21 protein-coding genes are annotated in these 24,722 nt (G+C 55.4%); 8 read left to right on the forward strand and 13 right to left on the reverse strand.

The genetic code is table 11. The features are described from left to right. Positions 1-42: 42 nt before the first annotated feature. The 5 genes from ACUTSU_RS00210 (at position 43) to sanA (ending at position 4,996) form a co-directional block, all read left to right on the forward strand. Positions 43-450, forward strand: coding sequence for a CidA/LrgA family protein (locus ACUTSU_RS00210; protein WP_445650064.1), 408 nt, complete (start codon positions 43-45; stop codon positions 448-450). Then, positions 447-1,142, forward strand: coding sequence for a CidB/LrgB family autolysis modulator (locus ACUTSU_RS00215; RefSeq protein ID WP_445650063.1), 696 nt, complete (start codon positions 447-449; stop codon positions 1,140-1,142). The genes ACUTSU_RS00210 and ACUTSU_RS00215 overlap by 4 nt, the downstream gene beginning before the upstream one ends. Before the next feature lie 137 nt (positions 1,143-1,279). Continuing rightward, complete coding sequence (cdd, locus tag ACUTSU_RS00220; RefSeq protein WP_445653600.1) at positions 1,280-2,164, forward strand: cytidine deaminase; 885 nt, start codon at positions 1,280-1,282, stop codon at positions 2,162-2,164. 221 nt (positions 2,165-2,385) lie between these two features. Next, on the forward strand, positions 2,386-4,083 hold the full coding sequence (locus tag ACUTSU_RS00225; RefSeq protein WP_445650061.1) for an NAD-dependent malic enzyme: 1,698 nt from the start codon (positions 2,386-2,388) through the stop codon (positions 4,081-4,083). A 169-nt stretch (positions 4,084-4,252) separates the two neighbouring features. Next, complete coding sequence (gene sanA, locus ACUTSU_RS00230) at positions 4,253-4,996, forward strand: outer membrane permeability protein SanA (protein WP_445653601.1); 744 nt, start codon at positions 4,253-4,255, stop codon at positions 4,994-4,996. A 194-nt stretch (positions 4,997-5,190) separates the two neighbouring features. Here sanA and mglC read toward each other — a convergent pair whose 3' ends face one another. From mglC to ACUTSU_RS00265, 7 genes are all read right to left on the reverse strand, one after another. After that, the gene (gene mglC, locus ACUTSU_RS00235; RefSeq protein ID WP_445650059.1) at positions 5,191-6,201 is read right to left on the reverse strand and encodes a galactose/methyl galactoside ABC transporter permease MglC; all 1,011 of its coding nucleotides are present in this window, start codon (positions 6,199-6,201) and stop codon (positions 5,191-5,193) included. An 11-nt stretch (positions 6,202-6,212) separates the two neighbouring features. Then, positions 6,213-7,721, reverse strand: coding sequence for a galactose/methyl galactoside ABC transporter ATP-binding protein MglA (mglA, locus tag ACUTSU_RS00240; RefSeq protein ID WP_012005997.1), 1,509 nt, complete (start codon positions 7,719-7,721; stop codon positions 6,213-6,215). 306 nt (positions 7,722-8,027) lie between these two features. Beyond that, positions 8,028-9,020, reverse strand: a complete 993-nt coding sequence (gene mglB, locus ACUTSU_RS00245) for a galactose/glucose ABC transporter substrate-binding protein MglB (protein WP_445650058.1) — start codon at positions 9,018-9,020, stop codon at positions 8,028-8,030. Between the two features lie 256 nt (positions 9,021-9,276). Continuing rightward, positions 9,277-10,314, reverse strand: a complete 1,038-nt coding sequence (gene galS / locus ACUTSU_RS00250; RefSeq protein WP_445653602.1) for an HTH-type transcriptional regulator GalS — start codon at positions 10,312-10,314, stop codon at positions 9,277-9,279. Positions 10,315-10,443: 129 nt separating this feature from the next. Next, positions 10,444-11,625 carry a DUF418 domain-containing protein YeiB gene (gene yeiB / locus ACUTSU_RS00255; protein WP_445650056.1) on the reverse strand — a complete coding sequence of 394 codons (1,182 nt, stop codon included), beginning with the start codon at positions 11,623-11,625 and terminating at the stop codon, positions 10,444-10,446. Between the two features lie 70 nt (positions 11,626-11,695). Next, positions 11,696-12,358 carry a GTP cyclohydrolase I FolE gene (folE, locus tag ACUTSU_RS00260; RefSeq protein ID WP_445650055.1) on the reverse strand — a complete coding sequence of 221 codons (663 nt, stop codon included), beginning with the start codon at positions 12,356-12,358 and terminating at the stop codon, positions 11,696-11,698. Positions 12,359-12,605: 247 nt separating this feature from the next. After that, positions 12,606-13,763: a YbfB/YjiJ family MFS transporter gene (locus ACUTSU_RS00265; protein WP_445653603.1), complete on the reverse strand. Its 1,158-nt coding sequence runs from the start codon at positions 13,761-13,763 to the stop codon at positions 12,606-12,608. A gap of 106 nt (positions 13,764-13,869) precedes the next feature. Between ACUTSU_RS00265 and ptrR the strand changes: the two genes are divergently transcribed. From ptrR to fghA, 3 genes are all read left to right on the forward strand, one after another. After that, a complete protein-coding gene (gene ptrR / locus ACUTSU_RS00270; RefSeq protein ID WP_445650053.1) occupies positions 13,870-14,787 on the forward strand; it encodes a putrescine utilization regulator PtrR in 918 nt (305 codons plus the stop codon). Positions 14,788-14,936: 149 nt separating this feature from the next. After that, entirely contained in the window at positions 14,937-16,064 is a 1,128-nt protein-coding gene (locus ACUTSU_RS00275) for an S-(hydroxymethyl)glutathione dehydrogenase/class III alcohol dehydrogenase (RefSeq protein WP_445650245.1), read from the forward strand. Between the two features lie 139 nt (positions 16,065-16,203). Beyond that, positions 16,204-17,046 carry an S-formylglutathione hydrolase gene (fghA, locus tag ACUTSU_RS00280; protein ID WP_261431097.1) on the forward strand — a complete coding sequence of 281 codons (843 nt, stop codon included), beginning with the start codon at positions 16,204-16,206 and terminating at the stop codon, positions 17,044-17,046. Positions 17,047-17,518: 472 nt separating this feature from the next. On the opposite strand, the gene gsiD is transcribed toward fghA, so the two are convergent. The 6 genes from gsiD to ACUTSU_RS00310 all read right to left on the reverse strand — a co-directional run bounded on the left by gsiD (position 17,519) and on the right by ACUTSU_RS00310 (position 24,693). After that, on the reverse strand, positions 17,519-18,427 hold the full coding sequence (gene gsiD / locus ACUTSU_RS00285; RefSeq protein ID WP_445650052.1) for a glutathione ABC transporter permease GsiD: 909 nt from the start codon (positions 18,425-18,427) through the stop codon (positions 17,519-17,521). A gap of 9 nt (positions 18,428-18,436) precedes the next feature. Further along, positions 18,437-19,357: a glutathione ABC transporter permease GsiC gene (gene gsiC, locus ACUTSU_RS00290; RefSeq protein WP_445650051.1), complete on the reverse strand. Its 921-nt coding sequence runs from the start codon at positions 19,355-19,357 to the stop codon at positions 18,437-18,439. A 50-nt stretch (positions 19,358-19,407) separates the two neighbouring features. Next, positions 19,408-20,946: a glutathione ABC transporter substrate-binding protein GsiB gene (gene gsiB, locus ACUTSU_RS00295; protein WP_445650050.1), complete on the reverse strand. Its 1,539-nt coding sequence runs from the start codon at positions 20,944-20,946 to the stop codon at positions 19,408-19,410. A gap of 23 nt (positions 20,947-20,969) precedes the next feature. Beyond that, positions 20,970-22,847: a dipeptide ABC transporter ATP-binding protein gene (locus ACUTSU_RS00300; RefSeq protein ID WP_445653604.1), complete on the reverse strand. Its 1,878-nt coding sequence runs from the start codon at positions 22,845-22,847 to the stop codon at positions 20,970-20,972. A 19-nt stretch (positions 22,848-22,866) separates the two neighbouring features. Further along, a complete protein-coding gene (locus ACUTSU_RS00305; protein ID WP_445650048.1) occupies positions 22,867-23,811 on the reverse strand; it encodes an isoaspartyl peptidase/L-asparaginase family protein in 945 nt (314 codons plus the stop codon). A gap of 345 nt (positions 23,812-24,156) precedes the next feature. Next, positions 24,157-24,693, reverse strand: coding sequence for a DUF924 family protein (locus ACUTSU_RS00310; protein WP_445650047.1), 537 nt, complete (start codon positions 24,691-24,693; stop codon positions 24,157-24,159). Positions 24,694-24,722 lie beyond the last annotated feature (29 nt).

The following is a 24,722-nucleotide window of genomic DNA, read 5'->3' on the forward strand; positions in this document are numbered from 1 at the left end:
CTTAATTGTATGATGAATGCATCGGTTAAACGGGATTAAGTTATGGCCAAGCTATTCACTCTGTGCTGGAAATATCTGAGGGCAGTCGTCCTTATCTACCTTTGCTTATTCGTCGGCAATGCCATCGCGGCGCTGCTGCCGATCGCCATTCCCGGCAGCATTATCGGCATGCTGCTGCTGTTCGCCCTTCTCTCCACGCAAATTATGCCGGCCAGGTGGGTCAAACCCGGCTGTCATCTGCTGATCCGCTATATGGTGCTGTTGTTTGTGCCCATCGGCGTTGGCGTAATGAAATACTATGACCAGATCCTCGATCACCTCAGCCCGCTGGTGGTTTCCTGTATTATCAGCACCCTGATGGTGCTGGTGGTGGTGGGTTATACCTCGCATTATTTCCACCGGGAACGTCGCATAGCCGGCAAACCGGATACCGCAGAGGGTGAAAAATGATCCATGAAATCTGGTGGTCATTGCCGTTAACGCTGGCAGTCTACTTTGCCGCACGCAAGCTGGCGCAGTGGCTGAACATGCCGCTCCTGAACCCGCTGCTGGTCTCGATGGCGGTGATCATTCCCTTGCTGCTACTGACCGGTATCCCCTATGAACGCTATTTTCAGGGCAGCAAAATCCTCAATGACTTATTACAGCCCGCCGTCGTCGCGCTGGCCTACCCGCTGTATGAACAACTGCACCAGATCCGCGCCCGTTGGAAATCCATTATCGCCGTCTGCTTTATCGGCAGTATGACGGCCATGATCAGCGGCGGTGCCATCGCTTTATGGATGGGGGCAACTCCGGAAATTGCCGCTTCCATTATGCCCAAATCGGTTACGACCCCTATCGCCATGGCCGTGGCGGAATCGCTCGGCGGCATTCCGGCAATCAGCGCCGTCTGCGTAATCTTCGTCGGTATTCTCGGCGCAGTATTCGGGCATACATTATTTAAACTATTGAAAGTCACCACTCGCTCAGCGCGGGGGTTGGCCATGGGCACCGCATCTCATGCACTGGGCACCGCTCGTTGCGCGGAAATGGACTATCAGGAAGGGGCATTCGGTTCTTTGGCGTTGGTGATCTGCGGGATCATTACCTCGCTGCTGGCCCCCTTCCTGTTCCCGGTACTCCTGCATATGTTCAGTTAGAGCGGTTAAAACTTGCGATACATCTCGCAATTATGCTTTTCATTGCATTGATTTCATCAATAAAGAGACTTGAATCACACTTTATTCACGAAAGGCTGCCTAGAATGTTATCCCGTTAACCTGTAGAGAGAGTTTCTATGCACCCGCGTTTTCAAACCGCTTTTGGCGAACTGCCCGCCACCTTGCAAACCGCCTTGCAGTCTTATATTGATGTGCCTGATTTCCCGGCCATGCTCAAGGCGGAACAAGTGGACGCGATCAAGCAGCGCTGTGGGCTGGATGATGATGCTCTGGCATTCGCTCTGCTGCCACTGGCGGCGGCCTGCTCGTTAGCCCCAATCTCACAATTTTATGTCGGTGCCATTGCCCGTGGGCAGAGCGGTAATTTGTATTTTGGCGCCAATATGGAGTTCAGCGGCGCCCCGATGCAACAAACCATTCATGCGGAACAGTGTGCGGTGACCCACGCCTGGCTGCGCGGTGAAGCCGCCCTGGCCTCCATCACCGTTAACTACACGCCTTGCGGCCACTGCCGTCAGTTTATGAACGAACTGAACAGCGGCGTCAGTCTGAAAATTCGTCTGCCCGGCCGTGAACCGGCAACGCTTGGCGATTATCTGCCGGACGCCTTCGGCCCGAAGGATCTGGATATCACCACGCTGTTGATGGATCGGGTCGACCATGGTTTCCAACTGGCGCTGACGGACGAACTGGAAAAAGCAGCGCTGGCCGCCGCCAATCAGAGCCACGCGCCCTACAGTAACGCCCACAGCGGCGTCGCACTGGAGGCTGAAGACGGCACGATTTACACTGGCCGGTATGCGGAAAACGCCGCCTTCAACCCAAGCCTGCCACCCTTGCAGGCCGCGCTGGTTCTGCTGAATGTTTCCGGCAGCGACTGCCAAAAAGTGAAACGTGCGGTGCTAGCTGAGCCAGAAACTGCCATCCTCACCCAATGGGATGCTACCCGTGCCACATTGGCTGCCCTGGGCTGCCAAAATGTCAGCCGCATTACTTTCTGATCCTGACTCTGGCGGTGCCGCCCGGCACCGCTGTTAACAGCCCCGCCAGCTGATTACAATGGCATTCACGTCTTAAAACACTTTCTTTAGTTAAATTAGGATTTGAACGTCGATAATTACGCCAATTTACCTCATGATCCGATAACAATTGCTGTACATATTTCGCCGATCTTTTAGGATCACCCTTATAAAGTTATCCGATACGTTGAAGAGCAAAAGTCATGGAACTTGAATACGAAAGCAAACGCCCTCTCTACATCCCTTATGCCGGCCCGATCCTGTTGGAATTCCCACTGCTGAATAAAGGCAGTGCCTTCACTGAAGAAGAGCGCAACCATTTCAACCTGCAAGGCTTGTTGCCCGACGCGGTGGAAACCATTGAAGAACAGGCTGAGCGCGCCTATCGCCAATATCAGGATTTCAAAAACGACAGCGATAAGCACATTTACCTGCGCAACATTCAGGACACCAACGAAACCCTGTTCTACCGCCTGCTGGACTCCCATCTGAGTGAGATGATGCCGATCATCTACACGCCGACGGTGGGTGAAGCCTGCGAGCACTTCTCCGATATTTACCGCCGGGCGCGCGGGTTGTTTATCTCCTACCCGAACCGCGATCGCATTGACGACATGCTGCAAAACGCCACCAAACAAAACGTCAAAGTGATCGTTGTCACCGACGGCGAACGTATTCTCGGCCTGGGCGACCAGGGTATCGGCGGCATGGGCATTCCTATCGGTAAACTTTCGCTGTATACCGCCTGCGGTGGCATCAGCCCGGCCTATACCCTGCCGGTAGTGCTGGATGTGGGTACCAATAACCCGCAGCGCCTGAACGATCCGCTGTATATGGGCTGGCGTCATCCGCGCATTTCCGGTGATGAATACCACGCTTTCGTTGAAGAGTTTATCCAGGCAGTGAAACGCCGCTGGCCGAACGTACTGTTGCAGTTCGAGGATTTCGCTCAGAACAACGCGACTCCGTTGCTGAACCGCTATCGTGACGAAATCTGCTGCTTTAACGACGATATTCAGGGTACTGCCGCGGTCACGCTGGGTAGCCTGATTGCCGCCAGCCGCGCTGCGGGCAGCCAATTGCGTGACCAAACCGTGACCTTCCTGGGTGCCGGTTCCGCCGGCTGCGGCATTGCCGAGCAAATTATTGCCCAGATGAAATCCGAAGGTCTGAGCGAAGACGAAGCGCGCGCCCGCGTGTTCATGGTTGACCGTTTTGGTCTGCTGACTGACAAACTGCCTAACCTGCTCGATTTCCAAAGCAAGCTGGTGCAAAAAAGCGAAAGCCTGGCCGCATGGCAAACCCAAAGCGATGCCATCTCGCTGTTGGACGTAGTGCGTAATGCCAAACCCACCATTTTGATCGGCGTTTCCGGCCAGCCTGGTCTGTTCACCGAAGAACTGATCCGCGAAATGCACAAGCATTGTTCACGGCCGATCGTGATGCCGCTGTCCAACCCAACCTCACGCGTGGAAGCCCGTCCGGAAGACATCATCAACTGGACCGAAGGCGCTGCGCTGGTCGCCACTGGCAGTCCGTTTGCACCGGTACATTATAAAGAACAGCAGATCCCGATTGCCCAATGCAACAACTCCTATATCTTCCCGGGGATTGGTCTGGGTGTGCTGGCCTCTGGCGCGACCCGAGTAACGGACGCGATGCTGATGGCCGCCAGCCGGGCACTGGCCGAGTGTTCGCCGCTGGCCACCGATGGGTATGGCGCACTGTTACCGGATATTGACGATATTCAGGGTGTGTCAAAGTGCATCGCGATGGAAGTGGGTAAAGCGGCTCAACTGCAGGGAATGGCGGTAGTCACTTCTGAAGAAGCGTTGTCGAAAGCCATCGAACACAACTTCTGGCGACCGCAATACCGTAGCTACAAGCGCACCTCGTTCTGATTCGCTCAAGCAAGATAAAAAAGTCCGGCTCGCCGGACTTTTTTTATGGCCGAAAACGCCTAAAAATGCGGCGCAATGCGTGCCAGAAGGGGGACAAGCTTGCTTCAAGTAGTCAGGTAAAGTAGCCTTGAGCCATCTTTTTTGGCCACGGTGCGCGTAAGGCAATAACATGTGGAAACGCCTGATAATCGGCTTGTTTGTCATCGCTGCATTGCTGATGCTCTCGGCTATCACGCTCGATCGTTGGATCAGCTGGAAAACTGCACCTTTCGTCTATGATGAACTGCAAGGGCTGCCCCATCGCCAGGTCGGCGTAGTACTGGGTACTGCCAAATATTACCGTACCGGCGTGATCAACCAATATTACCGCTACCGCATTCAGGGGGCGATCAACGCCTACAATAGCGGCAAAGTAAAATACCTGCTGCTGAGCGGTGATAATGCCCAGCAAAGCTACAACGAACCCATGACCATGCGCCGCGATTTAATTGCCGCCGGCGTGGCGCCCAGTGATATCGTGCTGGATTACGCCGGATTCCGCACTCTGGATTCGATCGTACGTACCCGCAAGGTGTTCGACACCAATGACTTTATTATTATCACCCAAAGATTCCACTGTGAACGCGCGCTGTTTATCGCGCTGCATATGGGGATCCAGGCGCAGTGCTACGCGGTACCCTCACCCAAAGATATGATGACGGTGCGTGTACGCGAGATCTTCGCCCGCCTTGGCGCGCTGACCGATTTGTACATCCTCAAACGTGAACCGCGCTTCCTCGGCCCGCTGATCCCGATCTCCGCCATGCACACCATACCGGAGGACGCCCAGGGCTATCCGGCGGTCTCACCGGAACAATTGGTCGAGCTGGAACACAAGCTGGAAGCAGAAAAACAGAAGGCCAAACAGCCTTAACTGCCCCGCCATAGAAACAAAAACGGCCAGCATTTGCTGGCCGTTTTAGGTTGCTGACAAAGCAGGAAAAAGCGTGGTTTTTCCTGCTTTGTGGTGAGCAGCCGAAAATCAATAAATTGATTTTCCGGATTTTTGTTTATCGGCCTCTACTCGCTCTGGGCAGGAATGAGGTTTGTCATCAGTCTGAAACATTCCTATTTTTTCTTGGCGTATTTTAAGGAGTCCAACGCCACGGCGAAGATAATAATGCCGCCCTTGATGATGTACTGCCAGTAAGGGTTAACGCCGATGTAAGTCAGGCCGTAGTTGATGACGGTAAAGATGATCACCCCGGTCACCACGCCCAATACCGTACCGACCCCGCCGGCAAAGGACACCCCACCGACCACGCAGGCAGCAATCGCATCTAACTCATACATAAAACCGAGGTTGTTGGTGGCACTACCGATACGGCCCGCTTCCAGCAAACCGCCAAACGCATAGAACACACCAGACAGCGCATAAATCATGATCAGGTTCAACGGCACGTTCACGCCGGACACCTTTGCGGCCTCAGGGTTGCCACCGATAGCGAAGATGTTTTTGCCGAAGCGGGTTTTATTCCACAGGATCCAGACAAAAATAATCGCAATGATGGCGTAGAAGGTAATGTACGACAGTTTAAAGTCGCCAAAGCGCAGGAACCCCTGAGCAAAGGAGGAAAACTTGGGATCAAACCCCGCCACTGGCGATGCGCCGACGGAATCGTAATACAGCGAGTTAATGCCGTACACGATGATCATGGTACCCAACGTGGTAATAAACGGCGTCACATTGAGATAGGCAATGATCAAACCGTTCACCAGACCAATCACCGCGCCCACGGCACACACCAGCAGGATCACCAGTGGGATCGACCAGGTTTCCATATGCGGAAACACCTTGTTGACGTTATCCATCGACTGCAACAACGTCGCAGCGATCACTGCCGCCAACCCCACCTGACGCCCTGCGGACAGGTCCGTCCCCTGGGTAACAATCAGCCCGGCCACACCCAGTGCAATAATAATGCGCACCGAAGACTGCGTCAGAATGTTGCTCAGGTTCATTAAGCTGAGGAAAGTCGGATCCTGGATAATAATAATTGCCAGCAGCACCAGCAACACCACGTAAATACCACCTTCCTTGAAATAGGTGAACAAAGTTTTCTTATTCAGCGCGTTCATAATTCTGATCCTTAAAGGTGCAGGGATGCGAGACGTAAAATTTCATTTTGCGAGGTCTGTTTGGTGTTAACGATGCCCGCAACCTGACCATTACTCATCACCAATATTCTGTCGGTAATTCCCAAAAGCTCCGGCATTTCAGACGAGACAATAATGATCCCCTTGCCCTTCTTCGCCAGCTCGGTCATCAACTGATAAATTTCGAATTTGGCGCCAACGTCAATACCGCGCGTCGGTTCATCCAGCATCAATATCTCCGGCTGGGTCAGCAGCCAACGGCCGATAATCACCTTCTGCTGGTTACCGCCGGACAGCGAGCCGATGTTGGTATGATGACCCGGAGTCTTGACCCGCATGGCATCGATCACCCATTGGGTGTCGCTTTTCATTCGGGCATTATCCAGCAGGCCGATTTTGTTTTTATAGTTACGGATATTGGAAATCAGCGAGTTAAAACCGACATCCAGATAGGCGTAAATCCCGGTGGAACGGCGCTCTTCCGTCACCAGGGCAAAACCGTGGTTAATCGCTTCATTGGCGCTGTGGTTGTTGATGGCCTTGCCATGCAGCTTGATGGTGCCCGCAATTTTTTCGCGGATGCCGAACAGCGTCTCCAGAATGTCGGTACGCTTGGCCCCCACCAATCCGGCAATGCCAAGGATCTCCCCCTGATGCAGATCGAAGGAGATATCGCGAATAGAAGGCTGACGCATTGAGGTCAGGCCCTTCACTTCCAGGATCACCTCACCCGGCGTATTTTGCCGATCAGGGAAACGCTGGCTGAGCGAACGCCCCACCATCATCGAAATAATCTTGTCCATATCCAGCCCTTCCAGCGGCTGGGTAGCGATCCACTGACCGTCGCGCAAGATGGTTATTTCATCGCACAGCTGGAAAATTTCTTCCATTTTGTGCGAGATATAGACGATGCCGCAGCCGCGCTCTTTCAGCTTACGGATAATGGTGAACAGATGATTCACCTCTTTTTCCGTCAGCGAGGAGGTTGGCTCATCCATAATCACAATCTTGGCGTCGTAGGAGAAAGCCTTGGCAATTTCGATCATCTGCATCTGCGATACCGATAACGTGCCCACTTTATCCCGCGGGTTGATATCAATATCCAGCTCGTCGAATATCGCCTGGGTGTCCTTCAACATTTTGTCCTGATCGACAAACATGCCTTTGGTCGGGTAACGCCCGAGCCACATGTTATCCATCACGGTACGCTGCAACACCAGGTTCAATTCCTGATGCACCATTGAAACGCCGTGTTCCAGCGCCTCTTTGGAGCTTTTGAAATCAATTTCCTGGCCCTGAAAAATAATACTGCCGGCATCTTTTTTATAAATGCCGAACAGACATTTTAATAATGTCGATTTCCCCGCGCCGTTCTCCCCCATTAATGCATGAATGGAGTGCGGACGAACGCGCAGATTCACATTATCCAATGCCTTGACGCCGGGAAATGACTTGCTGATATCGGTCATTTCCAGCAAAAATTCACGTGGGCTGTCGGCCATAAGTACACCTGGCTAGTATACCCGTCACCTTTCAAGTCACAGCGTTGTTACCTGCTTTACAAGACCCATCCGTGAGTCTTGCCCCTTCGGGGCCGCTGCTCGCGCGTTCAAATCTGTTCCCGACAGATTTGTCGCTCACCCCAGTTACTTACCTGAGTAAGCGCCTGGGCCGAGCGAGCTGGCCACCTAGCTGTAACTTGAAATTCATAGGGTATGGACTTGATATAAATGCCCCGCCTGCGGCGTTCCTGGTGTTGACGCTGTTCAGCGCACCGCAAGCGGGGTCATTGTGTGTTATCTCAAAACTTACTTAATAAACTGTGACAGGTTGTCTTTATCTACGCCAACGTAAGCAATGCGCACCACTTTATTTTCAATCTTATATTGGGTGCCATCGGCGGCCGGTTTGCCCGCTGCCAGGTTTTTCGCCATTTCGAAAGTGGCTTTGGCCTGATTGTCGGCATCGTTCAGAACTGTCCCTGCCATAGCGCCGGATTTCACCATCGCCAACGCTTCTGGCAACGCATCCACACCGAATACCGGAATACTGGATTTGTTGTGCGCTTTCAGCGCTTCTACTGCACCCATTGCCATCGCATCGTTGTTGGCAATCACCACTTCGATTTTGTTGGCATTCGGGCCGGACAGCCAGGCATCCATTTTGTCTTTAGCCTGGGCGGTGTCCCACATCGCGGTATCCATCTGCAATGCCTGCGTCTTGATACCATCGTCGTTCAGCGTTTTAGTCACGTAAGTGGTACGTGCTTCAGCATCCGGGTGGCCCGGTTCGCCTTTGAGCAATACATACTGGATTTGGCCGTCCTTGTTCAGATCCCAGTTCGGGTTAGCCTTCCAGTGCTTCTCGATCAGTTTCCCCTGGATCACACCGGACTCTTTAGAGTCGGTCCCCACGTAATAGGCTTTGTCATAGCTATCCAGCGCTTTACGGGAAGGCTCTTTGTTGTAAAACACAATCGGAATATCGTTTGCGCGCGCCTTATCAATCACTACCGGAGCCGCCGCAGGGTCAACCAGGTTGATAGCCAGTGCTTTAACGCCCTTGGCGATCAGCACGTCAATCTGGTCGTTTTGTTTGGATTGGTCGTTCTGCGAGTCATTCATCAGCAGGGTAACATCCGGAGAGGCCTTGGCGTCTTTCTCGATAGCCTTGCGTACCACCGACATAAAGTTGTCGTCATATTTATAAATTGTGACGCCAATACGGGTATCTGCATGTGCTGCGGCGCCAAACATCATGGCTGCGGCCGTCGCGGCCAGGGTGAAAACCTGCTTATTCATTGTGTGTCTCCGGTTTATGTAGGGTCTTGCTCGGTATTAGGCCAAAGGTAACCGGTGGCGAATGCACAACCGGGCCTGGCAGTTTCCCTGTCATCCGTGAATCATGTTATTCCTGAAAAGTGTGGTGCCAGCGCGAGATAAAGAACAGCAGCGGCAAGTGCCTTTGCGCTGGAAAACGACTAGAGCATAGACGGCGTGATGTTAATAATCTGTGAATTTTCTCACAGATTGAAAACGGTTACACAAGATTAAATGTTCAGAGAGTGACCGCTGCCTCAATTTGCCACGGAGCCACGGAATGGCGGCGTACCAGGGTCGGCATGAACAAATGGCGGTCCTGTGGCTCCAGCGGGCCTGCCGCCCCCAGCAGGGCCAACTCGGTAGCCAGCGTCGCCATGGTCACAATGGGATAGCGCACCGTGGTGAGTTTGGGGCTGGTATAGCGTGCAATGGGGATATCATCGAACCCCACCAGCGAGAAATTTTGCGGTACTGTGATAGCGTTTTCTTTCAGCACCGCCATGGCACCGGCGGCCATGGCGTCGTTGTAGGCAAACACCGCGCTCAAATGCAGGTTACGCCCGAGTAGCTCGACCATTGCCGCTTCCCCGCCCTGCAAATCTGGCGCACCATAGGCGCGCCAGCTGTCGGGCGTTGCCAGCCCGGCCGCCGCCATCGCCTGCGTATAGCCCTGCTGGCGCAGCGGCCCGTCTTCGATCGGGTGGTTGGAGCCCAGATAACCAATGCGCTGATGTCCCTGCGACAACAGCAAACGCATTGCCATCTCCGCGCCACTAACGTTGTCCAACCCGACGCAGCGATGCTCATAGCCGGCAATGATGCGGTTGATCAACACCATGCCCGGCACCTGATCGAGGAAAGTCATCAATTCGGCATCACACAGCGCTTTAGCATGCACAATCAAGGCATTACAGCGCTGACGGATCAGCACTTCAATGGCGTGACGCTCTTTATCCGCCTGGTGATAACTGTTGCCGATCAACAAATATTTGTGGTGTTGCTGCGCTACGGTGTCTACCGCTTTCACCAGCGCGCCAAAGAAGGGATCGGAGACGTCCATCACCACCACCCCGAGGGTATCGCTGCTCTGGGTGGCCAGTGCCTGTGCATTGGCGTTGGGCCGATAACCGAGTTCAGCCACCGCCTTAAGCACCTGTTCACGCGTCTCTTTACTGGTCAGGGCGCTGTGGTTCAGCACGCGAGAGACGGTCGCCACGGACACGCCCGCACGCTTCGCCACGTCACGAATGGTGGTTGGGTGAACAGAGGTCATGAAAAATCCTGAGGTCGGGGTAGTTGACAGTGGCGCTATCCTACCCCGTTTGTCATCCTCCTCTGCGTGAATTCCGTCACAGGAAAGAAAACGTTTACATACATTTTTTTAACCTACCTGCGCCAGATCTCAATTCACTCCCTTGGGCTCCGTGTTACCGGCGGCCAGAGTGGTCAGTTTGCGCCATAGCCATTCCACCGGTCCCTGGGAGAAGTAACGCAACCACAGATTAGAAAACAACAGGTTAGCCAACCAGACCAGCGGCACAAACGCCAGCAGTTGCAGGCGATCGAACTGTTGATACAGGCCAAAACGATAGAACAGCGTGGTACAGATCAGCGTTTGCAGCAGGTAATTGCTCAGCGCCATGCGCCCGACCTGCGTCAACCAATGCCCAATGCGCAGCCGCGACAGCGTCGGCCAGAACCCGTAGCACAGTGCCAGATAGCCCATGGCCTGCAGCGAAGCACCCAGTTCGCGCGGCACCTGCAATAAAAAGCCGCTCCAGCGGTAGTCCCAGTGAAGATGCCACTGCAACGCCACCGCCGGCAGTTGGATCAGTAATGAAAGCGGTATCAACCAGGCGGCCTGACGGCGATAGTACCCCGACGAATAGGTACCGCGCAGCCAACCGCTGCGCATCAGTCCGGCACCAAACAGCATCAGCCCCGCCAACTCCCAACCGTATTGCGCGCCAATCGCCAACAGGCTGGATGAAAGCAGATCGGTACGGCTGCGCAAGGCCTCCATGCCGCCCTGCATCTTCCAGAATTTTTCATACTGCAGTTCCGCTACGCCGGGCTGCCAGAAACCGCCCGGCTCTCCGGGCGAGATAAAGCCCAGCAACAGCAGTACCCCGACGCCGACCAGGTATAGCACCACGCCGGTTTTCAATAGCTGATAGGTTTCTTTGGCATCGCGGATCATCCGCCAGCACACCAGCCCGATAAGGCCATAGGCCAACAGGATATCGCCGTCCCAAAGAAAAATGGCATGCGCCAAGCCAAACAGCACCAGCCAGGACAGCCGAGCACGTATCCAGCCCTTGCCGCGCCGCAGCAGCATCTGCAGTCCGGCACCAAACAACAAGGCAAACATCGCCAGGAACTTGGCCTGTGCGAAAATATCCAACAGCGCCCAGGTCCAGGCGTCACGCGATGACGGCAGCCCCAGATAGGCAGGATTCAGGTAGGCCGCCTTCGGCAGGCCAAAGGCGCTGATATTCAGCAGCAGAATGCCAAGGATGGCGATACCGCGCACACAGTCCAGAGTGGCGATGCGCGGCAGCGGTATGGTCGAAGGGTTGCTCATTATTTTATCGCTGTATTCCGGCCATTAAAAAGGCGCCCGCAGGCGCCTGTTCTTGTGCTTTAAACCCACATCACCCCTGATGTCGCACCGCACGCAGGAATTCCTGACGGGTGTTTTGGCTGGACTTGAACAGCCCACCCAGCGAGGTGGTGGTGGTGGCGCTGGTCGCATCGCGGATACCGCGCGCCTTAACACAATAATGGACCGCATCAATCGATACTGCCACGTTATTGGTACCCAGCAGGGTTTGCAATGCCACCAGGATCTGCTGTGTCAGACGCTCCTGCACCTGTGGGCGCTGGGAGAAGAATTGCACGATACGGTTGATTTTCGACAGGCCGATCACCGCATCTTTCGGAATATAGGCCACGGTCGCTTTACCGTCGATAGTCACGAAATGGTGTTCACAGGTGCTGGTCAGGGTAATGTCGCGCACCGTCACCATTTCATCGACCTTCATCTTGTTTTCGATGACCGTAATTTTTGGGAAATTCGCGTAGTCCAGGCCGGAGAAAATTTCATCGACATACATCTTGGCAATGCGATGAGGGGTTTCCGCCAGGCTGTCGTCGGACAGATCGAGATTAAGCAGCTGCATGATTTCCGTCATATGCTCTTTAATACGGCGCTTGCGCGTCTCACGATCCAGCACTTCACCACGCAACGGGGTTTCCAGGCCACGCTCTTCGAGCGCCGCATGAACCAGAACAGCTTCTTTACTTAATGATGTCATTTCATCTCTCCAACGGACCTGAACTCGCCAATCCGGCTGCTTTACCGAGCAGACTGGTGAATTGCATACTCTCCTGACGGCAGAGGTTTCCGTAATTGATAACGCGAACCCGGTCAAGATTTTGTCCCCACTCTAGATGAGAGTGAGGGGATTATCCAGCGATTGTGCTTCATCAGCAGGTGAAATATTCGCATTTAGCACAATCAGGCCCGCTGCGGCTATTCCACGTTTTTTGTGCGGAATTTAATCACAACCCCGTCGGTTTTCGTGCCAGCTCACGCGTCGGGGTATTCACCACCAACAGGCCGGCAACGATCAGCGCCACCACGGCGACATATAACGCCGGTTCCAGGCGATGGGTCAAGGCAGTGGACAGCGCCGACAGCGTCGGGCCGACCAACTGACCCATCGCATAACCGGTGGTCAACAGCCCCGCCATATAACGCGCATGATTGGGTGCCAGTTCCCTGCCATGCTGAATAGATAGCTGCACCACGCTGAGGAAGCCACCGCCGGTCAACAATGCCCCCAACGCCAGCCCGGCGACCCCCGGCACGATTTCCGCACTCAAGACCCCCAGTGCCTGTACCCACAGAGTCATGGCCAGACGCGTTTGGGTGGTCAGCTTGTGACGAGTCAGGATACCGATAACAATACCCAGCACCGCTGCCCCACCGAAGATCGGCCAGACAAATTGGGCGAACATGCTGCCGGGAAAGCGCGCGGCGGCCATTTGCGACAGAAAGGTGGCCGGCAGAATATAGCCAAAGCCCGCCAGGCTGTAGCTCCATACCAGCCGCTTCAACGCCGGAGTCAACAGCAGAGGCTCCGGTGCCACATCAGGACGATGCAATTCACCGGCCTTCGGCAGGTTAATGCTGATTGCGCCAATCAACACCAACGCCAACACGCCGTACACCAGCCAGGCCTGAGACGCCGTCAGCGCCAGGCTGTGAATGCCTACCGCCAGCATGCCGCTGATAAAAATCCCGGCCCCCGGCCCAGCGAAGACCGCTGCACTGAGCGCTGGGCGGCCATAGTGAGCCAGCCGTTCGTTGGTCCAGGCCGCCACCAGCACCATCGCCCAGCCGCTGGCCCAACCAATCAGGAAACGCACGGTGCCGTGCCACCATTCGCCCTGCCCCCAGGCCGAAAGCAAGGTCAATGTTACTGCCCCCCACACCCCCAGCCACAGCCGACGTTCAACATGTCGGTTGGCGCGCATCGCATCATAGGCACCGCACAGATAACCCAGGTAGTTAATGGCCGCCACCAGCCCGGCGCCGGTCAAGGTAAACTGGTGCTCGGCAATCATCAGCGGCACCTGTGGGGTAAAGGCGAAGCGACCTATTCCCATGGCTACGATCAATGCAATAAAACCACTCAGGGCAATTCTTAAAGCCATGTAGAGTATCCAGACTGTTAAAAGAAAGTTGCCAGTATCATGCCGCAGCATTACACTCACAAAAACTGAATAATACTAATCAAGTTCATCACGAAAAGAGAAGACAATGGATCTCACCCAGCTCCGCATGTTCTGCAGCGTCGCCGAAACCGGCTCCGTCGCCCGTGCCGCCGAGCAGTTGCACCGCGTCCCCTCGAATCTGACCACCCGCCTGCGTCAGCTCGAACAGGAACTGGGCACCGATCTGTTCATCCGCGAAAAACAGCGCCTGCGCCTTTCGCCAATGGGCCATAATTTTCTCTGCTACGCCAACCGCATTCTGGCTCTGAGCGAAGAAGCCATGAGCATCACCCATGCCGGCGAGCCGGCAGGCAACTTCGCCATAGGTTCGATGGAAAGCACCGCCGCCACCCGCTTGCCGACGTTACTGGCAGCCTATCACCAACGTTTCTCACAGGTATCACTGTCGCTGACTACGGGTACCTCCGGCGAAATAACCGAACGGGTACGCGCCGGTACGCTGGCGGCGGCACTGGTTGATGGGCCGATACAGTATGACGAACTTAACGGCTGTATCGCCTTTCCCGAACATATGGTGGTGATTTCTTGCCTCGATCACCTGCCGATCCACAGCGCCAAAGACGCCAAGGGCGAAACGCTGTTTGCCTTCCGCGCCAGTTGCTCTTATCGCTTGCGGCTGGAGTCCTGGTTCAAGCGCGAAGGCGTATTGCCGGGCCAGGTGATGGAAATCCAGTCTTACCACGCCATGCTGGCCTGCGTCGCCAGTGGGGCCGGGTTGGCGATGATCCCGCATTCGGTGCTGAGCCTGCTGCCGGGCCATGAGCGGGTAAAAGTGCATACCCTACCGGACGACATCGCCCAAACTGCCACCTGGTTACTGTGGCGGCGTGATGCCTTCGGCCCGAACGTTCGCGCCTTGAAAGAATTAATTATTGAACAAACCGAAACCGCTATTGTTGAAAATACAAACCCTGTTTCATCAGGTGTTACTGGCATAGCTTGATAAAATATAAACCCAAATTAATTGGCGTTGCAGCTAGGCGGCAAGTACATGAATCCCCAGGAGCTTACTTAGGTAAGTGACTGGGGTGAGTGTATGCAGCCAACAACGCTGCAACTTCAAGTAAGAAGGGTAGACCACTGGAGACTATGATGGAAATGATCAAAACCCGTGCCGCCGTTGCCTGGGGCCCGAACCAGCCGCTGAAAATCGAAGAAGTGGATCTGATGCCACCTCAAAAAGGCGAAGTGCTGGTACGGATCGTCGCCACCGGCGTCTGCCATACCGATGCCTATACTCTGTCAGGCGCCGATCCTGAAGGCGTATTCCCAGCGATCCTCGGACATGAAGGCGGCGGCGTGGTAGAAGCCATCGGTGAAGGCGTGACCAGCGTAGCGGTCGGCGATCACGTGATCCCGTTGTACACGCCGGAATGTGGCGAGTGCAAATTCTGTAAATCCGGCAAAACCAACCTGTGTCAGGCGATCCGTGCCACCCAGGGCAAAGGCCTGATGCCGGATGGCACTACCCGCTTCTTCAAAGATGGCAAACCTATCTTCCACTACATGGGCACTTCAACCTTCTCCGAATACACCGTAGTGCCGGAAATCTCCCTGGCAAAAATCAGTAAAGAAGCCCCGCTGGAAGAAGTCTGCCTGCTGGGCTGCGGCGTCACCACCGGCATGGGCGCGGTAATCAACACCGCCAAAGTGCAAAAAGGCGATACCGTGGCCATCTTCGGCCTCGGCGGCATTGGCCTGTCAGCCATCATCGGCGCCCAAATGGCTGGTGCGGGCCGTATCATCGGCATCGATATCAACACCAGCAAGTTCGACCTGGCACGCAAACTGGGTGCCACCGACCTGATTAACCCGAAAGACTACGATAAACCGATTCAGGACGTGATCGTCGAACTGACCGACGGCGGCGTTGATTTCTCCTTCGAGTGTATCGGCAACGTCAACGTGATGCGTTCGGCGCTGGAATGCTGCCACAAAGGCTGGGGTGAATCGGTGATTATCGGCGTTGCCGGTGCCGGCCAGGAAATTTCTACCCGTCCGTTCCAACTGGTGACCGGTCGCGTATGGCGCGGTTCCGCCTTTGGCGGCGTGAAGGGCCGTTCGCAACTGCCGGGCATCGTCCAGCGTTATATGGACGGCGAGTTCGCGCTAAATGACTTTATTACCCACACCATGGGGCTGGAGCAGATTAACGAAGCGTTCGATTTGATGCACGAAGGCAAATCCATCCGTTCCGTTATTCACTTCGATCCAAAATAATTCGAGTTGCAGGACGGCGACAAGAGCGGGAGACCCGATGAGCTTACTTTAGTAAGTGATTCGGGTGAGCGCTTGCAGTCAACACACCTGCAGTTTGAAGTATGACGGGTATCGACAAAAAATAAGACTGGAGGCAAAGATGACCTTGTCATTAGAACTTCTCGAAGAGCACCGTATGTTCGGCGGCTGGCAACAGCGTTATCGCCATGCGGCGCAGAGCCTGAATTGCAACATGACTTTCAGCATCTATCTGCCGCCACCGCGCGATGATAACCCGCCACCAGTGCTGTACTGGCTATCGGGGCTGACCTGCAATGATGAAAACTTCACGCTGAAGGCCGGCGCGCAGCGTATCGCCGCCGAGCTGGGGTTGGTGCTGGTGATGGCCGATACCAGCCCACGCGGCGACGATGTGCCCAATGATGAGGGCTATGATCTGGGCCAGGGGGCCGGTTTTTATTTGAACGCCACCCAGGCGCCGTGGGACAAGCACTTCCGCATGTACGACTACATCAGCGACGAGTTACCGGCGTTGATCAATCAGCATTTCAGCGTCAGCGATCGCCAGTCGATCTTCGGTCACTCAATGGGCGGCCACGGCGCACTGGTAATGGCATTGCGCAATCCGCAGCGTTTCCGTTCGGTGTCGGCATTTGCGCCCATCGTTAACCCCTGCCAGGTGCCATGGGGGCGTAAAGCCTTCGCCGCCTATTTGGGTAACGACGAAAGCCAGTGGCTGCAGTATGACAGCTGCCACCTGCTGGCGAGCGGCGCGGAAAAAATGCCGGTGCTGGTGGATCAGGGTGACGACGATCAGTTCCTGGCGGATCAACTGCAACCGGCGAAGCTGGCCGAGCTGGCGCGCCAGCGCGACTGGCCGCTGACCCTACGCATCCAGCCGGGTTACGACCACAGCTACTTCACCATCGCCAGCTTTATCGAAGACCACCTGCGCTTCCACGCCGAACATCTGTTCCGTTGATCAGCCCTGACCGCTTACGATGATCAGCATCGCAAGCGGTTATTCTTCCAGATATCACCGTCAGTTAACGCTCTCGGCCAGTAAACCAATAATAAACATCTGCAAACCAGGTTAATAAGGCTTTGGTACCGCTCACTGTAATCACCGCGATTGCAACATCCACATAACTATTACAGGGTTTCATAATTAGCAGTGATGAATGCTCAATTTAAGAGAATGAAATAAATATCCAAAGGGTTATAAAAATGCAGTCTTTCATTTACACGCCCATGTAGAAAAACCATAAAGCCGTCAAAAAAAAGGTAATACAACCCCTTTGGAAATAAAATAAAAATAACCATTGATTATAGTGATATGACTAAAACAATAATTATATTAACGTATCCGGTGAAATTACCGAATACGTTAATATGTAAAATTTAACTAAACGATTAACACATCGAATATTAACTGCTATTAATTTAACTTTATTCTATCCCTTTAATTTCGGATCCAGCGCGTCACGCAGTCCGTCACCCAGCAGGTTGAACGCCAGTACGGTGATGAATATTGCCAGACTGGGGAAAATTGCCACATGCGGTGCCATCACCATATCCGCCCGCGCCTCATTGAGCATCGCGCCCCACTCCGGCGTTGGTGGCTGTGCACCCAGGCCGAGAAATGACAGGCTGGCGGCGGTGATGATCGAGGTGCCAATACGCATAGTAAAATACACCACAATCGACGAAATCGTCCCCGGCAGTATATGTCGCAGGATGATGGTCCAGTCGGAAGCGCCAATGCTGCGCGCAGACTCGATATAGGTCAGATGCTTCAATACCAGCGTATTGCCGCGCACCAGCCGGGCAAACGCCGGAATGCTGAAAATCGCCACCGCAATAATCACGTTGGACATACCGCTGCCCATCATCGCCACCACGCCAATCGCCAATAAAATACCGGGAAAGGCAAACAGCACGTCACAGATGCGCATGGTAATGCGGTCCCACCAGCCCTCGTAATAGCCAGCCAGCAGGCCCAACAGCGTGCCGAACAGCCCGCCAACCAGCACCGAGAACACCCCGGCGGCCAGCGAAATACGGGCACCCATTAGAATACGGCTGAAAATATCTCGCCCAAGGGAATCTACCCCCAACCAGTGCACCAGCGAAGGGCCTTCGTTCAGGCGGTCATAATCAAAGTAGTTTTCCGCGTCAAACAGCACCAGGTAAGGTGCCAATAGCGCGGCAACCACCAGCAACAGCACCAACAGCCCGGCGACCAGCGCCACCCGTTGTTGGCGGAACCGCCGCCAGAACTCATGCCAGGGTGTGCGCACCGCATTAGGGTTAATCGTCGGCATCGCCTTCATTGCGGCATTGCGTCGCCAATGCTTAATCATCCAGCGTCCTCATTTGTAGCGTATCGCCGGGTTAATTGCCGCATACAGCAGATCCACCAACAGGTTAATCAGAATAAACTCCAGCGAGAACAGCAAAACCTCGGCCTGAATCACCGGATAGTCGCGCATCTCCACCGAGTCGACCAACAGCCTGCCCAGCCCTGGCCAGTTGAATACCTTTTCCACCACGATCGAGCCGCCGAGCAAAAAGCCGAACTGTAGCCCCATCATGGTGACCACCGGGATCATCGCATTGCGCAGGCCGTGCTTCACCACCACCAAGGTTTCCGGCACGCCCTTGGCACGCGCGGTGCGCATATAGTCTTCCTGCAGCACCTCAACGAACGAGGCGCGGGTAAAACGTGCCATCACCGCCGCTACCGCCGCCCCCAGCGTGATAGAGGGCAATATATAATGCCGCCAGCTGTCGGCTCCCACCGTCGGTAACCAGCCCAGCTTGACCGAGAACACCTGCATCAGCAGCATACCCAACGCAAAAGCGGGGAATGAGATGCCGGAGACCGCCAGCGCCATGCCAATACGATCCGGCCAGCGGTTGCGCCAAACGGCAGACAGCATACCGATGCCCATACCGAAGAATGTCGCCCATAACATACTGGTCAGCGTCAGCCACAGGGTCGGCATAAAGCGCGAGCTAATCTCTTCGCTTACCGGCCGTTTGGAGACCATCGAGCTGCCAAAATCGCCCTGCAGCGCATTGACAAAAAAATGTACGAACTGCTGCGGCAGCGGCTTGTCGAGCCCCAAATCCGTACGCACCAGTTGCACCACCGCCTCGTCGGCCTCCGGCCCCGCCGCCAATCGTGCCGGATCGCCAGGCAACAGATGGACAAACAGAAACACCAGCACCGCGACAATCAGCAGCGTCGGGATCAGGCCCAGCAGCCGTTTCAGAAAATAATTAAGCATCTTGGGTGAATCCCCTCACCCCGCCCTCAGTGAGAGCGGGGATTGGCGCCTTATTTAAGGTCAGCGTTATCAAAGTTGAACGAGGTATCTGGCATGACGTAGAAACCGCTCAGCTGCTTGTTATTGGCCGACAGCAGGCGTTCGGTCACCAGGAAGATCCACGGCGCATCGGCCCAGATACGATCCTGCGCGTCCTTGTACAACTTCTGCTTTTCGGTGCGATCGGTGGTCGCCAGCGCGCCCGTCAGATCCTTGTCCACCTGCGGGTTACTGTAGAACGCAGTGTTGAACTGCTTGGGGGGGGCCGCCTGAGTAGAGAACAGCGGCGACAGCGCCCAATCGGCCTCGCCGGTCGACGCGGACCAACCGGTATAGAACATACGCACGCCGGTGTCTTTCACCCCAACGCTTTCTACCTGTGCCGCACGCTGACCGGCATCCATCGCCGTCACCGTCACTTTCACCCCAACCTGCGCCAGCTGCTGTTGAGCAAACTGCAGCACTTTCTGCGCGGTACTGTGGTTATGGGACGACCACAAAGTGGTCGTGAAACCGTTCGGATAACCGGCCTCCTTCAGCAATTCGCGCGCTTTGGCCGGATCGTATGGCCAGGGCTTATAACGGGTGGCGAAGTCAATCGCCGGCGGCACCGGGCCTTCCGCCGGTACCGCGTAGCCGGAGAACGCTACCTTGATCAGCGCATTCTTGTTGATGGCGTAGTTCAGCGCCTGACGTACTTTCAGGTTATCAAACGGCTTCTGGGTGACATTCAGGCTGATATAGCGTTGCAGAATCGACGGCGCGGCTACCAGATCGAGTTTGGCATTGCCTTCCAGCACCTTGGCCTGCTCATAAGGGATCGGGAAAGCAAAGGTCGCTTCGCCGGTCTGCAGCATCGCCGCACGGGTATTGTTATCGACGATCGGACGCCAGGTGATGCTGTCGAGCTTCGGCAGCCCCGGCTTCCAGTAGCCGTCAAACTTCGTCACCTTGACGAAATCGGTCTGGTTCCAGGTCACGAACTGATAAGGGCCGGTACCCACCGGATGGAAACCAATTTCCTTGCCGTACTGCTTCAGCGCTGCCGGGGAAATGATCACCGCCGCCGGATGTGCCAGGTTATTGATAAACGCCGAGAATGGCGCTTTCAGCACGATTTTCACCGTTGTGGCATCCACCACGTCGGTTTTATCGATCATCTTGAACAGGTTGTAGCGCTTGAGGTGGTTGTCCGGGTTGCTGGCACGATCCAGGTTCACCTTCACCGCTTCGGCGTTAAAATCGGTGCCGTCATGGAATTTCACCCCCGGATGCAGTTTGACGGTGTAAGTCAGACCATCCGGACTCACCTCATAGCTGTCTGCCAGCACATTAACCAGCTTCATGTCCTTGTCGAAACCGAACAGGCCCTGATAGAAGGATTTGGCTACGGCCTGCGACAGCGTGTCGTTGGCATCATAGGGGTCAAGCGTGGTGAAGTTGGACGCGACAGCGATCACCGCATCTTTCGCCGCCCAAGCTGGGCCTGCTCCCATTGCCGCCAACAGCACAACGGCCGCCAATGCCTTACGTTTGAATGTGTGCTTCATGGTGCTTGCATCTCCTGAGGTCATTAAAAGGCACCGACGATCGGATGACGGGCAACAAAGTGTCCGGGGCCAACCTGCACCAGCGGTGCGGTAACGGGTTCATCACCCAGCGAGCGGATCGGGCTGGGAATTTCATCGACCAACAGCGGCTGGCGTTTATGCGCATGGACCGGATCGGCCACCGGCACGGCCGCCATCAACTTGCGGGTGTAGGCATGTTGCGGGTTATCAAACACGGCGCGGCGCGGGCCAATTTCGACAATCTGCCCGAGGTACATAACCGCAACGCGATGACTGATGCGCTCCACCACCGCCATATCATGGGAAATAAACAGGAAGGCAATGCCAAACTCCCGCTGTAAATCGAGCAGCAGATTGACGATTTGCGCCTGAATCGACACGTCGAGCGCCGACACTGATTCGTCGGCGATCACCACTTTAGGGTTGAGTGCCAAGGCGCGCGCAATGCAGATCCGCTGCCGCTGCCCGCCGGAGAACTCATGCGGATAGCGGTGTGCGTGTTCCGGTTTCAGGCCGACACGCTCCAGCAGCCAGGCCACCCGCTCTTGCGCCGCCTTGCCGCGCGCCACGTTATGCACCAGCAAGGGTTCCATAATCGAAAAGCCGACGGTCAGACGCGGGTCGAGCGAAGCGTAAGGATCCTGGAAGATAAACTGAATATCCCGCCGCAGATGCTGCAACGCCGGGCCTTTCAACTGATTAATCTGGCGACCGTCAAAGGTAATGGTGCCGCGCTGGCTATCCACCAGCCTCAGCAAGGAGCGACCAGTGGTGGATTTGCCGCAACCGGATTCCCCCACCAGCCCCAGCGTTTCGCCGGGGTAGAGGTCAAAACTGACGTTTTCCACCGCGTGCACCCGGCGGGTAACCCGGTTGAGAATACCGCTGCGCAAATCGAAGCGCGTGACCAAATTCTCTACCCGCAGGATCGGTGCCGCACCGGGCGGTACAGTATCCTGCGGCCCACCATTGTCCACACCATTCGGCAGCGGGAACTTAGCCGGAAAGTCCTGGGTCGCCATCGAACCAAGTTTTGGTACCGCGGCCAGCAATGCCTGGGTATAGGGCTGTTGCGGGGCGGCAAACAGTTCGCGCACTGGCCCCTGCTCCACCAATTCCCCCTGGCGCATCACCAATACCCGGTCGGCAATTTCCGCCACCACGCCCATGTCATGGGTGATGAAAATCACCCCCATCTGCATTTCCTGCTGCAGCACGCGGATGAGCTGCAGGATCTGCGCCTGAATGGTGACGTCCAATGCGGTAGTGGGTTCATCGGCAATCAATAGTGCCGGCTTGCAAGACAGCGCCATGGCGATCATCACTCGCTGGCGCATACCGCCAGAAAGCTGATGCGGGTAGCGGTTAAGCACGTCTTTAGCTTCGGGAATGCGCACCAGATCGAGCATCTGTAAGGCGGCCAGTTTGGCGGCCCGATGATCCATCGCCTGATGCAGGCGCAGCGATTCGGCAATCTGTTCGCCCACCGGAAACACCGGGTTCAGCGAAGTCATCGGCTCCTGAAAGATCATCGCCATATCGGCACCACGCACCCTGCGTAACGTGCCCTGAGGTGCGCGAGCCAAATCGAGCAGCTCGCCGTTTCGCCGACGCAATGACATGCTGCCGCTGACGATGTTGCCACCGCCCTGTTCGACCAGGCGCATCAATGCCAGCGAGGTGACAGACTTGCCCGAACCGGATTCACCGACGATCGCCAGCGTTTCACCGCGATCAACATCAAATGACAGCTTACGTACCGCATCCAGGGTGTCGCCCTGTTGATGAAACTGAATGCTGAGATCGCGCACCGACAGTACGCGCTGCGGCGGTAGCCACAACCCCGGCTCGGCCGTGAGCGACATTAAGGTCTCGGTCATGTCCCCTCCTGGTGAACGGTTAGCGGTAAATCCCTACGGACGGCGCATCGCCGACATAACCAAAACCGCGGTACATCCCCTCGCTGTTAAACGGCAGCGCCACGTTGCCCCGACTGTCGATGGCAATCATGCCGCCGCTGCCGCCCATCGCCAGCAGTTTTTCCATTACCACCCGGTCGGTAGCCTGCTGCAGGCTGAGACCGGCGTATTCCATCAGTGCGGAAACGTCATAGGCCGACACGCCACGCATGAATATTTCGCCGGTACCGGTACTGGACACCGCCACGGTGGCATTGTTGGCATAACAACCGGCACCAATGATCGGGGTATCCCCCACCCGACCGGCCTGTTTGTTGGTCATGCCACCGGTCGAGGTCCCCGCAGCCAAATTGCCCAAAGCATCCAGCGCCACCGCGCCGACGGTACCGAACTTGCGGTCGGGATCGAGCGGCTCAGCGCCATCATGATCGAGCAATACTCGGCCTTGCTCCGCCTGGGTGCGGTGCAGCTGGTCAAAACGTTGTTGGGTAAAGAAGAAATCGGGGGTAACCATTTCCAGCCCATGGTCGGTGGCGAACTTCTCCGCCCCCTCACCGGCGAACAACACATGCTGGCTATTTTCCAGCACCGCGCGTGCGGCCAGTATCGGGTTGCGTATCCGGCTGACGCCCGCCACCGCACCGGCATCACAGGTACGCCCGTCCATCACGCAGGCGTCCAGCTCATGGGTACCCTGATGAGTAAACACCGAGCCTTTACCGGCATTAAACAACGGGCACTCCTCCAACAAGCGTACGGCTTCGGTCACCGCATCCAATGCGTTGCCGCCCTGGGCCAGGATCTGCTGACCTGCGGCAACAATGCCGGATAACGCCTGAATATACTCCTGTTCCTTTTCAGCATTCAGCGCCGAGCGGGTAATTGCGCCCGCGCCGCCATGAATGGCAATCACTGGTTTGCTCATATGCCTGACGCCCTGTGTTAATCCCGCACCGTTCCCGGGCTGATAATTAATTATTTTTTCTTTTCCCGACTATATTTAGCCCTACATTCTATGTAAAGCATTAAGTCAACGCTCAGCATTCAGCGTAGTCCGCTTAGATTATTTCGCACATTGAAATAGCTTAATGGAATAAAAACAGTGTGTTAGAGTGGCGCGAAAAAGCCATAAATAATGATTGGGATTTTTGGTAAAAGCAGCGACCAGATAGACAACTATTATCCTGAGAAATAACCGATAGCTCTGAATATTTAACCGTCACAGGTTCAACCTGCTGTTTTTTAGCAGGCTGAACGCAGATGATAATATTTAGAACCCGGAACCCGGCAGCAACAGAAATGCCTCTTCTTCCGGAGTTGAGACGCGGCCTAATATCGCATTACGGTGCGGGTAGCGGCCAAAACGGTCAATAATGGCCTTATGCCGCAATTCGAACTCCAACTGGTCACCATTATCCAGCTCGGTATACAACACCAGCGCCTGCTGATGGATCTGCGCCGATTCCGAGTGCATAAACGGCAAATAGAGAAAACCCCGTTGTTCCTTGCTGAGTTGCCCACATTGCCCGCTGCGGATCGCTTCTTGTGCCAACACCAGCGCCATGCAATCGCTGGCAAATGAACGCGGCGTGCCACGGAACAGGTTGCGGCTGAACTGATCGAGCACAATCACCTCCGCCAGTCGCCCCTCAATGGTTTCTCGCCAGTGCGCCAACTCCCCGGCAGCGGCGGCCTGCCAGATTTGGCCAAAGCGCATATGCAGCAGGCGATCGAAATCATCATCCTTTTTGAACCACAAAGCCGGTTCGATCTCGTCAAACCAAAAGTCTAATACCTGTCTGTGCATCACTGCCTCCTGTTGTTTACATCAGCATA

The sequence above is a fragment of the Serratia sp. NA_13 genome (genome assembly GCF_052691735.1).

Excerpts from the sequence above, each read along its gene's own strand:
- ACUTSU_RS00210 (WP_445650064.1), top strand. The coding sequence starts at position 43 with ATGGCCAAGCTATTCACTCTGTGCTGGAAATATCTGAGGGCAGTCGTC.
- ACUTSU_RS00215 (WP_445650063.1), top strand. The coding sequence starts at position 447 with ATGATCCATGAAATCTGGTGGTCATTGCCGTTAACGCTGGCAGTCTAC.
- cdd (WP_445653600.1), top strand. The coding sequence starts at position 1,280 with ATGCACCCGCGTTTTCAAACCGCTTTTGGCGAACTGCCCGCCACCTTG.
- ACUTSU_RS00225 (WP_445650061.1), top strand. The coding sequence starts at position 2,386 with ATGGAACTTGAATACGAAAGCAAACGCCCTCTCTACATCCCTTATGCC.
- sanA (WP_445653601.1), top strand. The coding sequence starts at position 4,253 with ATGTGGAAACGCCTGATAATCGGCTTGTTTGTCATCGCTGCATTGCTG.
- mglC (WP_445650059.1), bottom strand. The coding sequence starts at position 6,201 with ATGAACGCGCTGAATAAGAAAACTTTGTTCACCTATTTCAAGGAAGGT.
- mglA (WP_012005997.1), bottom strand. The coding sequence starts at position 7,721 with ATGGCCGACAGCCCACGTGAATTTTTGCTGGAAATGACCGATATCAGC.
- mglB (WP_445650058.1), bottom strand. The coding sequence starts at position 9,020 with ATGAATAAGCAGGTTTTCACCCTGGCCGCGACGGCCGCAGCCATGATG.
- galS (WP_445653602.1), bottom strand. The coding sequence starts at position 10,314 with ATGACCTCTGTTCACCCAACCACCATTCGTGACGTGGCGAAGCGTGCG.
- yeiB (WP_445650056.1), bottom strand. The coding sequence starts at position 11,625 with ATGAGCAACCCTTCGACCATACCGCTGCCGCGCATCGCCACTCTGGAC.
- folE (WP_445650055.1), bottom strand. The coding sequence starts at position 12,358 with ATGACATCATTAAGTAAAGAAGCTGTTCTGGTTCATGCGGCGCTCGAA.
- ACUTSU_RS00265 (WP_445653603.1), bottom strand. The coding sequence starts at position 13,763 with ATGGCTTTAAGAATTGCCCTGAGTGGTTTTATTGCATTGATCGTAGCC.
- ptrR (WP_445650053.1), top strand. The coding sequence starts at position 13,870 with ATGGATCTCACCCAGCTCCGCATGTTCTGCAGCGTCGCCGAAACCGGC.
- ACUTSU_RS00275 (WP_445650245.1), top strand. The coding sequence starts at position 14,937 with ATGGAAATGATCAAAACCCGTGCCGCCGTTGCCTGGGGCCCGAACCAG.
- fghA (WP_261431097.1), top strand. The coding sequence starts at position 16,204 with ATGACCTTGTCATTAGAACTTCTCGAAGAGCACCGTATGTTCGGCGGC.
- gsiD (WP_445650052.1), bottom strand. The coding sequence starts at position 18,427 with ATGATTAAGCATTGGCGACGCAATGCCGCAATGAAGGCGATGCCGACG.
- gsiC (WP_445650051.1), bottom strand. The coding sequence starts at position 19,357 with ATGCTTAATTATTTTCTGAAACGGCTGCTGGGCCTGATCCCGACGCTG.
- gsiB (WP_445650050.1), bottom strand. The coding sequence starts at position 20,946 with ATGAAGCACACATTCAAACGTAAGGCATTGGCGGCCGTTGTGCTGTTG.
- ACUTSU_RS00300 (WP_445653604.1), bottom strand. The coding sequence starts at position 22,847 with ATGACCGAGACCTTAATGTCGCTCACGGCCGAGCCGGGGTTGTGGCTA.
- ACUTSU_RS00305 (WP_445650048.1), bottom strand. The coding sequence starts at position 23,811 with ATGAGCAAACCAGTGATTGCCATTCATGGCGGCGCGGGCGCAATTACC.
- ACUTSU_RS00310 (WP_445650047.1), bottom strand. The coding sequence starts at position 24,693 with ATGCACAGACAGGTATTAGACTTTTGGTTTGACGAGATCGAACCGGCT.